The 12,906-nt window shown below is 71.6% G+C and carries 12 protein-coding genes; 9 read left to right on the top strand and 3 right to left on the bottom strand.

The features are described from left to right. Window position 1: 1 nt before the first annotated feature. Window positions 2-1,597 (top strand): glycoside hydrolase family 3 protein, encoded by a 1,596-nt coding sequence (locus ACIQCJ_RS25610; RefSeq protein WP_402712634.1) that lies wholly within the window; start codon window positions 2-4, stop codon window positions 1,595-1,597. Window positions 1,598-1,664: 67 nt separating this feature from the next. Here ACIQCJ_RS25610 and ACIQCJ_RS25605 read toward each other — a convergent pair whose 3' ends face one another. After that, a complete protein-coding gene (locus ACIQCJ_RS25605; RefSeq protein WP_402712633.1) occupies window positions 1,665-2,963 on the bottom strand; it encodes an MFS transporter in 1,299 nt (432 codons plus the stop codon). A gap of 75 nt (window positions 2,964-3,038) precedes the next feature. Between ACIQCJ_RS25605 and ACIQCJ_RS25600 the strand changes: the two genes are divergently transcribed. After that, window positions 3,039-3,593, top strand: coding sequence for a TetR/AcrR family transcriptional regulator C-terminal ligand-binding domain-containing protein (locus ACIQCJ_RS25600; protein ID WP_355347598.1), 555 nt, complete (start codon window positions 3,039-3,041; stop codon window positions 3,591-3,593). Window positions 3,594-3,609: 16 nt separating this feature from the next. Here the strand turns inward: ACIQCJ_RS25600 and ACIQCJ_RS25595 are convergent, their stop codons facing one another. Further along, complete coding sequence (locus tag ACIQCJ_RS25595) at window positions 3,610-4,842, bottom strand: ROK family protein (RefSeq protein ID WP_402712632.1); 1,233 nt, start codon at window positions 4,840-4,842, stop codon at window positions 3,610-3,612. 178 nt (window positions 4,843-5,020) lie between these two features. On the opposite strand from ACIQCJ_RS25595, the gene ACIQCJ_RS25590 reads away from it, so the two are divergent. The 6 genes from ACIQCJ_RS25590 (at window position 5,021) to tkt (ending at window position 11,620) form a co-directional block, all read left to right on the top strand. After that, the gene (locus ACIQCJ_RS25590; RefSeq protein ID WP_355347605.1) at window positions 5,021-6,049 is read left to right on the top strand and encodes a substrate-binding domain-containing protein; all 1,029 of its coding nucleotides are present in this window, start codon (window positions 5,021-5,023) and stop codon (window positions 6,047-6,049) included. Continuing rightward, window positions 6,046-7,059: an ABC transporter permease gene (locus ACIQCJ_RS25585; RefSeq protein ID WP_355347608.1), complete on the top strand. Its 1,014-nt coding sequence runs from the start codon at window positions 6,046-6,048 to the stop codon at window positions 7,057-7,059. Before ACIQCJ_RS25590 ends, ACIQCJ_RS25585 begins: the two co-directional genes overlap by 4 nt. Window positions 7,060-7,196: 137 nt before the next feature. Further along, window positions 7,197-7,982 carry an ATP-binding cassette domain-containing protein gene (locus ACIQCJ_RS25580; protein WP_391128062.1) on the top strand — a complete coding sequence of 262 codons (786 nt, stop codon included), beginning with the start codon at window positions 7,197-7,199 and terminating at the stop codon, window positions 7,980-7,982. Beyond that, window positions 7,979-8,689 carry a nucleoside/nucleotide kinase family protein gene (locus ACIQCJ_RS25575; protein ID WP_355347614.1) on the top strand — a complete coding sequence of 237 codons (711 nt, stop codon included), beginning with the start codon at window positions 7,979-7,981 and terminating at the stop codon, window positions 8,687-8,689. The genes ACIQCJ_RS25580 and ACIQCJ_RS25575 overlap by 4 nt, the downstream gene beginning before the upstream one ends. Beyond that, entirely contained in the window at window positions 8,686-9,453 is a 768-nt protein-coding gene (locus ACIQCJ_RS25570; protein ID WP_355347616.1) for a glucose 1-dehydrogenase, read from the top strand. Before ACIQCJ_RS25575 ends, ACIQCJ_RS25570 begins: the two co-directional genes overlap by 4 nt. A 52-nt stretch (window positions 9,454-9,505) precedes the next feature. Next, window positions 9,506-11,620: a transketolase gene (gene tkt / locus ACIQCJ_RS25565; RefSeq protein ID WP_402712631.1), complete on the top strand. Its 2,115-nt coding sequence runs from the start codon at window positions 9,506-9,508 to the stop codon at window positions 11,618-11,620. A 154-nt stretch (window positions 11,621-11,774) separates the two neighbouring features. On the opposite strand, the gene ACIQCJ_RS25560 is transcribed toward tkt, so the two are convergent. Then, on the bottom strand, window positions 11,775-12,368 hold the full coding sequence (locus tag ACIQCJ_RS25560; protein ID WP_402712630.1) for a hypothetical protein: 594 nt from the start codon (window positions 12,366-12,368) through the stop codon (window positions 11,775-11,777). A 213-nt stretch (window positions 12,369-12,581) separates the two neighbouring features. On the opposite strand from ACIQCJ_RS25560, the gene ACIQCJ_RS25555 reads away from it, so the two are divergent. Next, on the top strand, window positions 12,582-12,833 hold the full coding sequence (locus ACIQCJ_RS25555) for a hypothetical protein (protein ID WP_355347625.1): 252 nt from the start codon (window positions 12,582-12,584) through the stop codon (window positions 12,831-12,833). Window positions 12,834-12,906: the final 73 nt, after the last annotated feature.

Genomic DNA, 12,906 nt, shown 5'->3' with positions numbered 1-12,906 from the left:
CATGTCATCTGTGAACACCGGGACCTCCGGGAGCACCACGAGCACGGCGCCCGCCGTGGACGACCGGACCCGGCGGCTGGTCCACGCCGTTCTCATGCCGGGCTTCACCGGTACGTCGGCGCCGCCGTGGCTGCTCGACGCCCTGCGCGACGGCCTGGGCTCCGTCTGCTACTTCGGGCACAATCTGGAGTCGCCCGAGCAGACCGCGGCGCTGTCGGAGCGGATCCACGCGGCCGGGCGGGCGGTCATCGCGATGGACGAGGAGGGCGGCGGTGTCACCCGGCTGCATGTGCGCGGCGGCTCTCCGCACGTCGGCGCGGCGGTGCTCGGCCGCGCCGACGACCTCGCGCTGACCGCGGCGGTCGCGCGCGGGATCGCCCGTGACGTACGGGCAGCGGGCATCGACCTGGCGCTCGCGCCGGTGGCGGACGTCAACTCCGACCCCGCCAACCCGGTGATCGGGGTGCGCTCCTTCGGCGCGGACCCCGATCTGGTCGGCACGCACACGGCCGCGTTCGTGACCGCGATGCAGGCCGAGGGGGTCGCGGCCTGCGCCAAGCACTTCCCCGGCCACGGCGACACGAAGGTCGACTCGCACGTGGGCCTGCCGGTCGTGAGGGTCGATCTGGAGACGCTGCGGAGCCGGGACCTCGTGCCGTTCGCGGGCGCGATGGAGGCCGGGGTGCGCTGCGTGATGACCTCGCACATCGTCTTCCCCGCGCTGGACAGCGCCATGGCGACGGTCAGTCCCGCCGTCGTCGCCCTGCTCCGCGACGGTCTGGGCTTCGACGGCGTGATCGTCTCCGACGCGATCAGCATGCTGGCGGTCGCCGAGACCATCGGCTTCGCCGAGAGCGCGGTACGGGCGCTGGCCGCGGGCGTCGATCTGGTGTGCCTGGGCAATCCGGGCCTGCCGCTGACCGGTGGCACGCCCACCGACGAGGAGGAATTCCGCGCGGTGCTGGACGCGGTGACGCGGGCGGTCGCCGAGGGCCGCCTGCCGGTAGCCCGGCTCGAAGAGGCGGCGGCCCGCGTCCACGCCCTCGCGGACTGGACTCAAGGGGCCCGAGGCGGCGACGTCTCGGAAGCTTCGGTGACGTCGGACGTGACCGACGCCAACGCCGCCGCGGCGCGGCGGGCACTGCGCGTACGCGGACAGGTCGCCGGATCGCTGAGCGGGGCGGTGCGCGTCGTGGACGTGCGCAGGCGGCGCAATGTGGCGACCGGGCGGCTCTCCGACCTGGTCGCGGACGCCCTGCTCGAACGGCTGCCCGGCTCGACCGTCGAGGCGGTCTTCGCGCGGACGGCCACCGTCGAGGGCCGGGCCCAGCAGGGGGACCTGACACCGGGCGAGGCGCAGGACGGTACGGCCTCCCCCGATATCCCGGCCGATGTGGTCCTGGTCGGCACGCCCGGCAGCGATCCCGCCCAGGACGCGGCGCTCGCACGGCAGTTGGCCCTCTCCCCCGGCGCCGTCGTCGTGTGCCTCGGCTGGCCGGGCACCGAGGACGTCCTGCCCGAGGCGGTCAACGCGGTCTTCACCCACGGCGAATCCCTCCCCACCGCCCGGGCGGTCGCCGCGCTGCTCACCCGCTGACGCCCGTCGGTCCTCGGCCGTGGGGCCGAGGACCGCGGGTGCTGCGGGTGGGTGCCGCGCGTCGGTGCTACGCGTTCGCCGCCGTGCGGCTGATACGGACGCGTTGGGCGATCAGGGCGAGGGCGCCGAAGACGATGACGGCCGCGCTGTAGACGACGGCGGTGCGGTGGAGGCCGACGTCGGTGGTGGCGAATCCGGCGACCACGGCGGGGATGCTGAAGGCGAGGTAGGAGATCACGAAGGCGACGGCGAAGAGTTCGCCGCGCTCGGCCGGTTCGGCGATCCGGGCGAGGGTGCCGAAGCTGGCCAGACCGGCGGCGCCGAAGCCGACACCGGCGACGGCGGTGCCGAGGGCGGCCGTGGTGACCGACTCGGCCTGCACTCCGGCCAGGCCGACGGCGGTGCCGGTGACCAGCAGGGCGGCGCCGAGCGCGAGGGTGCGTTCGGTGGGCCAGCCGCGCAGGGCGAAGGCGGTGATCGAGGCCGGTCCGCACAGCAGGGTGACGACGAGTCCGCCGATGACGTGGCTGGACAGGCCGAACAGTCCCACCGCGACCGAGGGGCCGAGCGCGAGGTACAGACCGCCCAGCGCCCAGCTCGCGACGAGGATCGGCACGAGTCCGACGAGGTCGGCGCGGAGCCGGGGGGCGACGCCGAGGCGCGGTTGCAGCGAGCGCGCCGCGCCGGGCCGCCGCTGCGAGGTCTCGGGCAGCAGGGAGACGAGCAGGCCCGCGAGCACCAGACCGGTGAGCAGGAGTACGTAGACCAGCCGGGTCGGGTGCGGGCCGTACTGCACGAGGAAGCCGCATCCGAGCGCGCCCACGCCGAGGCCGAAGGTGGGGGCCGCGCCGCTGATGACTCCGGCGCGGTGCGGTGCGTGCGGTGGGTTGAGGTCGACCAGGGTCGCGCCGAGTGTCGTCATGGCCGCGCCGGTGGCGATGCCCTGGACGAAGCGGGCCACCAGCAGCACGGAGACGTCTCCCGCGACGATGAACAGCAGCATCGCGACGGCTTCGAGCGCGATGGCCGAGACGAGGACGGGGCGGCGGCCGATGTGGTCCGACAGCGCCCCGAGCACCAGCAGCGCGCCGATCATGCCGACGACGTACACCGCGAAGACGGTGGTCAGCATGGACGCGGAGAAGTTCCATTCGTGCTGGTAGACGACGTAGAGCGGGGACGGCGCGCTCGACGCCGCCATGAACAGGATGAAGATCGCGGCGATGGCGGCGAAGGCGACGGGACGGCTCAGGCCGCGCCGCCGGGAGCCGTTCCCCGCGCCCGGTATCGCCACGGGCTCGGCGCCCCGGGACGTGACACCCGGGGACGCGGGGCTCTTCTCTTGGGGCGTCAGCGCGCCGGTCATACGACTCTCCGATTGCAGTGATCGTTGCGTTAGCGACGTTCATGCTAACGCAGCGATTGGTGCGATAATTTCCGCATGACCGAAGCAGTCCAGACCCGTCCCGGTGGCCGTTCCGCACGCGTACGGGCCGCAGTGCACCGAGCCGTCGAGGAATCGCTCGCCACGGAACCGGGCGACGCGCTCACCATTCCCGCCGTCGCCGCGCGCGCCGGGGTGCACCCCACCACCGTCTACCGGCGCTGGGGTTCGGTGGCGCAGCTCCTGGCCGACGTCGCGACCAGCAGGTTCAGCGGCGACATCGTCGTACCCGACTCCGGCTCGCTGGCCGGTGACCTGGAGCGGTGGATGGGCGACGTCGCCACCGACCTCGCCGACCCCGACGTGCTGGCCCTGATGCGCGCGACGATCGGCTCGGGCCCGGAGGGCGGCTGCGCGTGCACGGCCGACCGGCACGACCAGCTCCGCGCGATCATCGAGCGCGAGCAGGCGCGCGGCGGCAAGGTCCCGTCCTTGGAGCGCGCGGTCGACACGCTGCTCGGCCCGCTGTACTACCGCGCGATCTTCAGCGCCCGGCCCGCTTCCAGCGCATGGGCGCGCGGCCTGGTCGCCACGCTGCTGGCGACCACGTAGCCGCGGGGGCCGGAGGTCACGTCACCGCGATCGGGGAGCCTCCGGCTGCCAGGGTGATGTCGAGGGTAGCGGGATTCAGGACGTGGTCGCGGACGAGATAGCCCGCGCCTGCGATCCCGGCGCGGGACTTGTAGCGGGTGGGCACGATGCGCAACTGCCGGGTGGCCAGCGGGAGTGAGCGCTGGTAGATCACCTCGCGCACGCCTGCCAGCAGGTGGTCGCCGGTGGTGCCGAGCATGCCGCCGAGGACGATGACGTCGGGGTTGAGCAGGCTGGTGGCGTAGGCGACCATCTCGCCGAGAACGCGGCCCGCGGCCCGCAGGCTGGCGACGGCCTCGGTGTCGCCGCGCTTGACCTGGGTGACGACATAGCGCGCGTCGTGGCTGTCGCTGTGCTGGCGGCTGCGCAGGTCGCGGGCCAGGGCCCAGCCGCCGATCAGGGCTTCCAGGCAGCCGAGGTTCCCGCAGCGGCACTGGGGGTCGCCGAAGCCGCCGATGTGCGCGTGGCCGATGTCGCCCGCCGCGCCCTGGGCGCCGCGGTTGATCTGGCCGCCGATCACCATGCCGCTGCCGACCCCCGTACCGGCCTTGATGTAGAGCAGGTGCGGCTCGTCGCGCCAGAACCGCCGGTGCTCGGCCAGGGTGAGCAGATTGACGTCGTTGTCGATCAGGATCGGGACCTGCCAGGTCCTGCGCAGGTGGCCGCGGATGTCGTAGCCGTCCCAGCCGGACATGATCGACCAGCCGAGCACCTTGCCCGCGTCGTAGTCCACGGGCGCGGGCAGGCCGAGGCCGATGCCCGCCACCGGTATTTCGCCCAGTCCGGCCTGGACGATCATGTCGCGCACGGTCTCGGTGATCTTGTCGAGCAGGACGTCGGGGCCCTCGCCGAGGGCGAGTCGTTCGACCCGGTCGACCAGGATGTTGGTGTTGAGGTCGGTGACCGCGATACGGGTCCGCTCCTCGCCGATGTCCACGCCGATCATCAGCATCGCCGCGTGGTTGAGCTGGAGCGTCTTGGACGGCCGGCCGCGCGAGGGCACGTTCTCCGCGCCCTCGCGGATCAGGTCGGCGGCGAACAGCGCGTCGAGCCGCTGGCCGACCGTGGACCGGGACAGGCCCGTGACCTGGGTGAGGGCGGACCGCGTGCGGGCCTGGCCCGTGGTGATGAGTTCCAGGATTCTTCCAGGCCCCTCGTCGGCCCGCCACGGTGACGGGCCGCCTGTCGTCGTACTGGTCGTCGCAGTCATCTCACTCCCGGTCTCGGACGTCGGCCAGAGCTTAGTGAAGCACGTTCTTTTGTCGGTGGAAAGACAAAAGATAAATATTTCTGCTTGACAGCCAGTGAAACATTGCGAAATATCTCTGTCATCGCCCCGTGCTCTGCCGACTGGCCGAGTTAACGGCCCCGCATCCAGGAGGAACCCCATGAAGATCACCCGATGGGCCAGCAGACCGGCACAGCTCGGAGTCATGGCCCTGGCCGGAACCTGTGCCCTCGCCGTCGCGGGGTGCAGTTCGAGCAGCGGCAGCACCACCGGCAGTTCCGGCGGAGCGGTCACGATCGGCATCGTCGAGCTGAACCTGAGCAACCCGTTCTTCGGCACCCTGGAGAAGGCGACCGAGGCCGCCGCCAAGGCCAAGGGCTGGAAGGTCATGAAGGCCGAGGCCAAGGTGCCCGGTGACTCCGCCACCCAGGTGACCGCCATCGAGAACATGATCGCCAACAAGGTCAAGGCCATCGTGCTCACCCCGGCCAACGCGACCGCGCTCAACGGCGTGGTGAAGCAGGCGAGGGACAAGGGCATCCTCGTGATGACCGTCAACTCGCCGCTGTCGCCGGAGAGCGCCGCGGACGCCACCTACGCGACCGACAACGTCGCCGCGGGAAAGCTCATCGGCCAGTGGGCCAAGGCGTCCTCGCCGCAGGACCCGCACATCGCGATGCTCGACTTCGACCTGTCCGACGGTCCGGCCAAGGGACGCCACGACGGCTTCCTCGAGGGCTACGGCATCACCGCCAAGTCGCCGCAGGTGGCGGGCACCGCGCTCACCCAGGGCACGATCGACACCGGGCAGTCCGCGATGGAGAACCTGCTGTCGGCCCACCCCGACATCAACGTCGTCTACACGATCAACGAGCCGACCGCGCACGGCGCTTACACCGCCATCAAGAACAAGGGCCTCGCGGGCAAGACCACGCTGGTCTCGGTCGACGGCGCGTGCTCCGGCGTCCAGGACGTGAAGAACGGCGTCATCGGCGCCACCGCCATGCAGTTCCCCAGCAAGATGGGTGAGATGGCCGTCGAGGCCGCCGCCGCCTACATCAAGGACGGCACCAAGCCGAAGGCCGGCGTCACCGACTCGGGCACCGTCCTGATCACCGACAAGCCGGTCAAGGGCATCGCCTCCGAGACCTCCGCCTGGGGCCTCGACCACTGCTGGGGTCCGAAGTGACAGGAACGACGACGCATGACGCGGACGCGGAGGCGCTGGAGACGGGGATCTCGCGCGGCAGCCTGCTCCGCGCCTTCGCCGGCAACCAGATCGCCGGACCGCTCGCCGCCCTGATCGTCGCGGTGATCGTCTTCACGCTGTCGACCAGCACGTTCTTCAACTCGGAGAATCTGTCGCTGATCGCCCAGCAGTCCGTCGTGGTCGGCACCCTCGCCCTCGGACAGACCCTGATCATCCTGACGTCGGGGATCGACCTGGCCAACGGCGCGATCATGGTGCTCGGTTCTGTCGTGATCGGCAAGATCGCCGTCCACAACAACCCGGCCCTGGCGCTGCTGGTCGGCCTGGTGGTGTGCGTGGCGGTCGGCTCGGTCAACGGCGCGCTGGTCTCGCTGCTGAGACTGCCACCGTTCATCGTCACCCTCGGCGTGATGTCCGTGGTGGCCGCGGCGGCCAGGCTCTACACCTCGTCGCAGACGTACCCGATCAACTCCAGCCTGCTGACCTGCCTCAACAACGGTGTGACGGTCGGCGGGGTGACGATCACCTACGGCGTGATGCTCTGGATCGGCCTCACCGCCGTCCTGGCCTACGCCCTCGGACAGACCTCCTGGGGCACGCGGGTCTACGCACTCGGTGACAACCACAAGGCCGCCGAACTCGCCGGGATCAAGGTCAAGCGCCTGCTCCTCGGGGTGTACATGGTCGCCGCGGTCGTCTACGTCTTCGCCGCCTGGCAGGCGCTCGGCCGCACCCCGACCGCCGACCCGAGCGGTTACTCGACCGCCAACCTCGACAGCATCACCGCGGTCGTCATCGGCGGCACCAGCCTGTTCGGCGGTCGCGGCGGCGTCATCGGAACGTTCATCGGCGCGCTGATCGTGACCGTGCTGCAGAACGGCCTCACCCAGGCCGGTATCGACTCGCTCTACCAGCAGGTCGCCACCGGTGTCCTGGTGGTCGTCGCGGTCGGCGTCGACCAACTCGTACGAAGGAGGCAGTCGCGATGACGCACTCCGCATCCCTGCCCGACGGGTCCGCTCCCGGCAGGTACACCCCCACCGGGTCCCAGCCCGCCGAGTCCGGGTCCCAGCCGAAGGTGCTGGAGGGCCGCGGCCTCACCAAGCACTACGGCCACGTCGTGGCCATGGACAACACCGACTTCGACCTGCGGCCCGGCGAGATCCTGGCCGTCATCGGGGACAACGGCGCGGGCAAGTCGACGCTGATCAAATCGCTGACCGGCGCAGTCGTCCCCGGCTCCGGCACCCTGCGTCTGAACGGCGAGGAAGTGCAGTTCCGCAGCCCGCTCGACGCGCGCAGGGCGGGCATCGAGACGGTGTACCAGGAGCTGGGCGTGGCCCCGGCCCTGGACATCTCGCAGAATCTCTACCTCGGCCGGGAGCAGCGCCGTCGCGGCGTACTCGGCACGGTCTTCCGGCAGTTGGACAAGGGCGCCATGCGCCGCGGCTCGGCCCAGCAGATGGCCGACCTGGGCATCCGCGTCCAGTCCATCCGGCAGAAGGTCGAGACGCTCTCCGGCGGGCAGCGGCAGGCCGTCGCGGTGGCGCGCGTCGCCGCGTGGGCGACCCGCGTCGTGGTGATGGACGAACCGACCGCCGCGCTCGGCGTGCGCGAGACGAACCAGGTCCTCGACCTGATCCTGCGCGTCCGCGACAACGGCCTGCCGGTGGTGCTCATCAGCCACAACATGCCGAACGTCTTCGAGGTCGCGGACCGGATCCACATCCACCGGCTGGGGCGGCGTATCGCCCTGGTCGACAAGAACGACACCAGCATGGAAGAAGCCGTCGCCGTCATGACCGGCGCCAAGGCGCCGGACACCCTCGTGGGCGTGGAAGCGCCCGCCGGGGACTCCGCCCCGCAGGGCGCGCACGCGGCACCGACGGATCTCTCGAAAGGCGAAAATTGAACCCCCCAGGACCGGCCGCCGACCCCCAGCACAATCCCGGGGCCGACGGCGCGGACTACGACGCCCTCATCGACTCGGCCCGGGCGCTGATCACTTCCGGGCAGCGCCGGATCCTCGGAATCACGGGCGCGCCCGGCTCCGGGAAGTCCACTCTCGCCGAAGCCCTGGTGAACGCGCTCGGTGACCAGGCGGTGCTCGTCAGCCTCGACGGCTTCCACCTGGCCAACGCCGAACTGCACCGGCTCGGCCGCCATGCCTCCAAGGGGGCCGCCGACACCTTCGACGCGGCCGGTTACATCAACCTCCTGCGCCGGCTGCGCGCCCGCGACGAGGAGGTCGTCTACGCCTCGTTCTTCGACCGCGCCATCGAGGAGTCCATAGCCTGCGCGGTGCCCGTCCCCCGTGACGTCCCGCTGGTCGTCACCGAGGGCAACTACCTGCTGGTCGACGGGCCCCGGTGGGGAGCCGTACAGCCGCTGCTCGACGCGTGCTGGTACGTCGACCCCGACGAGGACGTGCGCATGGAACGGCTGATCGCCCGGCACATGCGGTACGGCCGGTCGGCGGCGGAGGCGTACGAGCGGTCGCACGGCTCCGACCAGCGCAACGCAGAACTCATTCACGCAACCCGCACTCGCGCGGACCGGATCGTCCGGGTGCCCGACGCGCAGTCAGCGCCGACGTCAACCGAGGAGCAATCGGCATGAGTGTCCTGGATCAGTTCCGGCTGAACGGCAAGGTCGCCGTCGTCACCGGCGGAAACCGCGGTATCGGCAAGGCCATCGCCACCGCGCTGGCGGAAGCGGGCGCGTCCGTCGCCATCGCGGGCCGGGACGAGGCGCGCAACGCCGAGGCGGTCGCCGAACTCACCGCGCTGGGCGCCACCGCGATCTCGACGAGGACCGACGTCACCAGCCGCGCGGACATCGTGGCCATGAACGAGCGGGTCACCGCGGAGCTCGGCCCGGTCGACGTCCTGATCAACAACGCGGGCATCGGCATCCACGGCGAGTCCCTGACCATCGACGACGACAGTTGGGACCGTGTGATGGCCACCAACCTCGACGCGGTCTGGAAGGTCAGCCAGGTCGTCGGCGAGTCGATGGTCGAGCGCGGCACCGGATCGATCGTCAACGTCGGCTCCATGTCCGGCATGATCATCAACCGCCCGCAGTGGCACGCCCCTTACGCCGTGTCCAAGGCCGGGGTGCACCACCTGACCAAGTCCCTGGCCGCCGAGTGGGCGCCGAGGTCGGTACGGGTCAACGCGATCGCGCCCGGTTACACGAAGACCGAGATCTCGGACATCGACCTGCCCGAGTACAAGCACTACTGGATCGACGAAGTGCCCATGCAGCGGTACGCGCAGGCGTCGGAGATCGCCCCGGCCGCGCTCTACCTGGCCAGCCCCGCCTCGTCCTTCGTCACCGGCGAGATCCTCGTCATCGACGGCGGCTACACCCTCTGGTGAGCCGGCGGGCCCCGCCCCGCCCGCACCCTCTTTTCGTGTCGAAGGAGCGCTCGTGACGAGCACGTACGTTCAGCATGCCCACATACCCTGGACCGAGGACGACCAGCGGGCCGTGACCACCGCCCGCGTCCTGGCCATGGACGCCGTGCAGGAGGCGGGCCACGGTCACCCCGGCACCGCCGTCAGCCTGGCGCCCGCCGCCCATCTGATATTCCGGCGCTTCCTGCGCCACGACCCCGCCGACCCCCGGTGGCGCGGGCGGGACCGGTTCGTCCTGTCCTGCGGTCACTCCAGCCTCACGCTGTACATCCAGCTCTACCTCGCCGGATATCCGCTCACGCTGGACGACCTGCGCGCCTACCGAAAGCGCGGCAGCCTCACCCCTGCGCACCCCGAGTGGGGGCACACGCCGGGTGTGGAGACCACGACCGGGCCGCTCGGCCAGGGCATCGCCACCGCGGTCGGCATGGCGATGGGCGCCCGCCGCGAGCGCGGCCTGCTCGACCCCGACGCGCCCGAGGGGACAAGCCCCTTCGACCACCGGGTGTTCGTCCTGTGCTCCGACGGCGACATCCAGGAGGGCATCAGCGCCGAGGCCGGTTCCTTCGCGGGTCACCAGCGCCTGGGCAACCTCGTCGTCGTCTACGACGACAACCGGATCTCCATCGAGGGCAGCACGGACCTGGCCACGAGCGAGGACGTCGGCGCCCGCTACGAGGCGTACGGATGGCACGTGCAGCGGGTCGGCCTCGCGGCCGACGGCGACATCGACGTGTCCGCACTGTCGCGGGCGCTGGAGGAAGCCGCCGCCGAGACGACGCGGCCGTCGATCGTCTTGATGCGCAGCATCATCTCCTGGCCGGTGCCCGGCGCGCAGAACACCGCGAAGTCGCACGGCTCCGCTCTCGGGGCCGACGCGGTCCGCGCGGCGAAGTCCGTCCTCGGCGTGAACCCGGACACCGCCTTCGACGTATCGGCCGATCTCCACGAGCGGCTGACGTCGGCGGCGCGCGCGGCGGGATCGGCGGCCCACCGGGAGTGGGACGCGGCGTTCGACGCGTGGGCGCGCGGGAATCCGGACGGGCGGGCGCTGCTCGACAGGCTGACGGCCAAGGGGCTCCCCGCCGCCTTCGAGGACGCGCGTCCGGTCTTCGCGGCGGACACCCAGGTGGCCACGCGGAAGGCGTTCGGGCGGGCGTTGAACGCGGCGGCGGCGGAACTGCCCGAGCTGTGGGGCGGCTCGTCCGACCTCGGCGACTCCAACAACACGACGGTGGAGGGCAGTTCGTCCTTCCTTCCGGCGTCGAGCGCGCAGCCCGGCGCCGACCCGGCGGGACGCACCGTCCACTGGGGAATCCGCGAGCACTTCATGGCCGCCGCGATGAACGGCATCGCGCTGTCGGGCCTCAGCCGTCCCTACGGCGGCACCTTCCTCGTCTTCAGCGACTACATGCGCCCGGCGGTACGGCTCGCCGCGCTGATGAAGCTGCCGACGCTCTACGTGTGGACGCACGACTCCATCGGTCTCGGCGAGGACGGCCCGACCCACCAGCCGGTCGAGCACCTGGCGTCCCTGCGCGCGATTCCGGGCCTGGACATCGTGCGGCCCGGTGACGCCAACGAGACGGCCGTCGCCCTGTGGAAGGTGCTCGGCGCGGCCGGGTCCGCCGGGCCGACCGGTTTCAGCCTCAGCCGTCAGGACCTGCCGGTCTTCCCCGACGGCACGGACGGGTTCGGCTCGGCCGCCGAGGCGGTCAGGGGCGGTTACGTACGGTACGAGGCGCCCGTCGCGGACCCGTCGGCCGGTCCGGCCGACCCGGACGTCGTGGTCATCGCCACCGGGTCCGAGGTGCAGCTCGCCGTCACCGCGGCGCGGGCGCTGGCCGCGGACGGGATACGGGCGCGCGTCGTGTCGATGCCGTGCCGTGAGTGGTTCGACGCGCAGGACGCGGCGTACCGCGACAGTGTCATCCCGCCGGGCGTACGCCGCCGGATCGCGGTCGAGGCGGGCGTCGGTCAGGGCTGGTACGACCTGATCGGCCTCGACGGCCGGTCGATCGGCGTCCAGGAGTTCGGCGCGTCGGCGTCGGCCGCCGAACTCTACGAGCACTTCGGGCTGACGGCGGACGCGGTCGCGTCGGCGGCGCGGGAGCTGATGGGCAGGTAGTGAGGCGGCAGCGGGGCCGCCGGTCGGAGCGCGGGGTTCGGGCGTACCCGCAGGTGTGAGGCGCAGGCGTCGCAGGCGTCAGGCGTACGCGTCGTCCTCCGGCCGTCAGTAGCCAGCCGTCAGCAGCCAGCAGCCAGCCGTCAGCCGTCAGCCGTCAGCCGTCGAAGGAGGCGGCCAGGCGGTTGCTCTGCGAGACCGGGAGTTCGCGCTCGATCAGCGGGATGAAGTCGCGCTGTTCGTGGCCGAGGAACTGGTCGATGTCGGCCAGCACACCGTTGACGGTCTGGGCGCGCGTTCCGGCCGGACCCGGCGACGCGATGGAGCCGTCGAGGAGGGCGAGGAGGTACGCGCCCTCCTCGCGGTCGCGCCTGACCGCCTCGGCGACCGGCGGGTGGGACTCCAGCGCGCGCCCCGCCGTGGCGTCCTTGGCGGCGCAGTGCCGACGGAAGGCGTCGGCCACCGGCCGCAGATCGGCCGGGGCGGTCGTCTCCTTGTTGAACAGCGCCTGGATCATGTCGTGCACCGCCGTGCCCGACTCCAGCAGCCGGACGGACACGCCGTGGAAGCGGGCCCGATCGGCGGTGGCCGCCTCGGTCTCCGCGTCCCGGACCGACTGGTCGAACTCCTCGGAGTGGTTCTGGATGTTGTGCGGCCCCTTGGGCCGGTCCCCCATGCCATGGCCCGCGGTGCCGCCGTCCGTCGCCGGGTCCCACACGGTCGAGCCCTGCCGTCGCGTTGCCTCGTTCATGTCCGGACCTCCTCCACCGAGGGCGAGCCGCGGCGCGTGAGCCGCGACACGCGGGCGAACACCCCGATTGTCCCCCTCTCCCCCATTCTCCGCCCCTCCACCGCCTCTCCACCCGGCCGTGTCCCCGGCCACCGGCGGCGGAGGGGCGGCTGTCGTACGAACGTGACGAGATGGACTCGCACAAATATTCGAACACGTGCCAGGATTGCCCCCATGAAGCAGCACGACTTCCCCGCTGATCTCATCGAGGCGCAGCGCGACTGGTACATCACCTACCGCCTGCTCGCCGACGCTCCCGCCGGTACGCAGACCACCGTGCTCCGGCGCCGCCTGCAAAGGCTCTCCGTCCGGATCTCCACCCATCCCTACTGGGCGTCGCTGCCCGGAACGGCTCCGGCCGCCCGGATGGAGCTCAAGCAACTGACCTGGGCCGCCTCCGAGCAGTCCCCCCGGCCGGCCGTGTGACCTCGGACTCCGGGCCGGGCGCGACCGCCCCCCGACCGTCCCGGCTCGTCGCCCCCGGGCTTGTCCCGCCGCC

This window comes from Streptomyces sp. NPDC093221 (assembly GCF_044753885.1).
Lineage (GTDB): Bacteria > Actinomycetota > Actinomycetes > Streptomycetales > Streptomycetaceae > Actinacidiphila.
This window is presented reverse-complemented; position numbering and strand designations above follow the sequence as displayed.

Bases quoted from the DNA above. Each gene is read 5' to 3' on its own strand.
- ACIQCJ_RS25560 (WP_402712630.1), bottom strand. From the start codon at position 12,368: ATGAACGAGGCAACGCGACGGCAGGGCTCGACCGTGTGGGACCCGGCG.
- ACIQCJ_RS25555 (WP_355347625.1), top strand. From the start codon at position 12,582: ATGAAGCAGCACGACTTCCCCGCTGATCTCATCGAGGCGCAGCGCGAC.
- ACIQCJ_RS25580 (WP_391128062.1), top strand. From the start codon at position 7,197: ATGGACAACACCGACTTCGACCTGCGGCCCGGCGAGATCCTGGCCGTC.
- ACIQCJ_RS25595 (WP_402712632.1), bottom strand. From the start codon at position 4,842: ATGACTGCGACGACCAGTACGACGACAGGCGGCCCGTCACCGTGGCGG.
- ACIQCJ_RS25600 (WP_355347598.1), top strand. From the start codon at position 3,039: ATGACCGAAGCAGTCCAGACCCGTCCCGGTGGCCGTTCCGCACGCGTA.
- ACIQCJ_RS25590 (WP_355347605.1), top strand. From the start codon at position 5,021: ATGAAGATCACCCGATGGGCCAGCAGACCGGCACAGCTCGGAGTCATG.
- ACIQCJ_RS25605 (WP_402712633.1), bottom strand. From the start codon at position 2,963: ATGACCGGCGCGCTGACGCCCCAAGAGAAGAGCCCCGCGTCCCCGGGT.
- ACIQCJ_RS25610 (WP_402712634.1), top strand. From the start codon at position 2: ATGTCATCTGTGAACACCGGGACCTCCGGGAGCACCACGAGCACGGCG.
- ACIQCJ_RS25570 (WP_355347616.1), top strand. From the start codon at position 8,686: ATGAGTGTCCTGGATCAGTTCCGGCTGAACGGCAAGGTCGCCGTCGTC.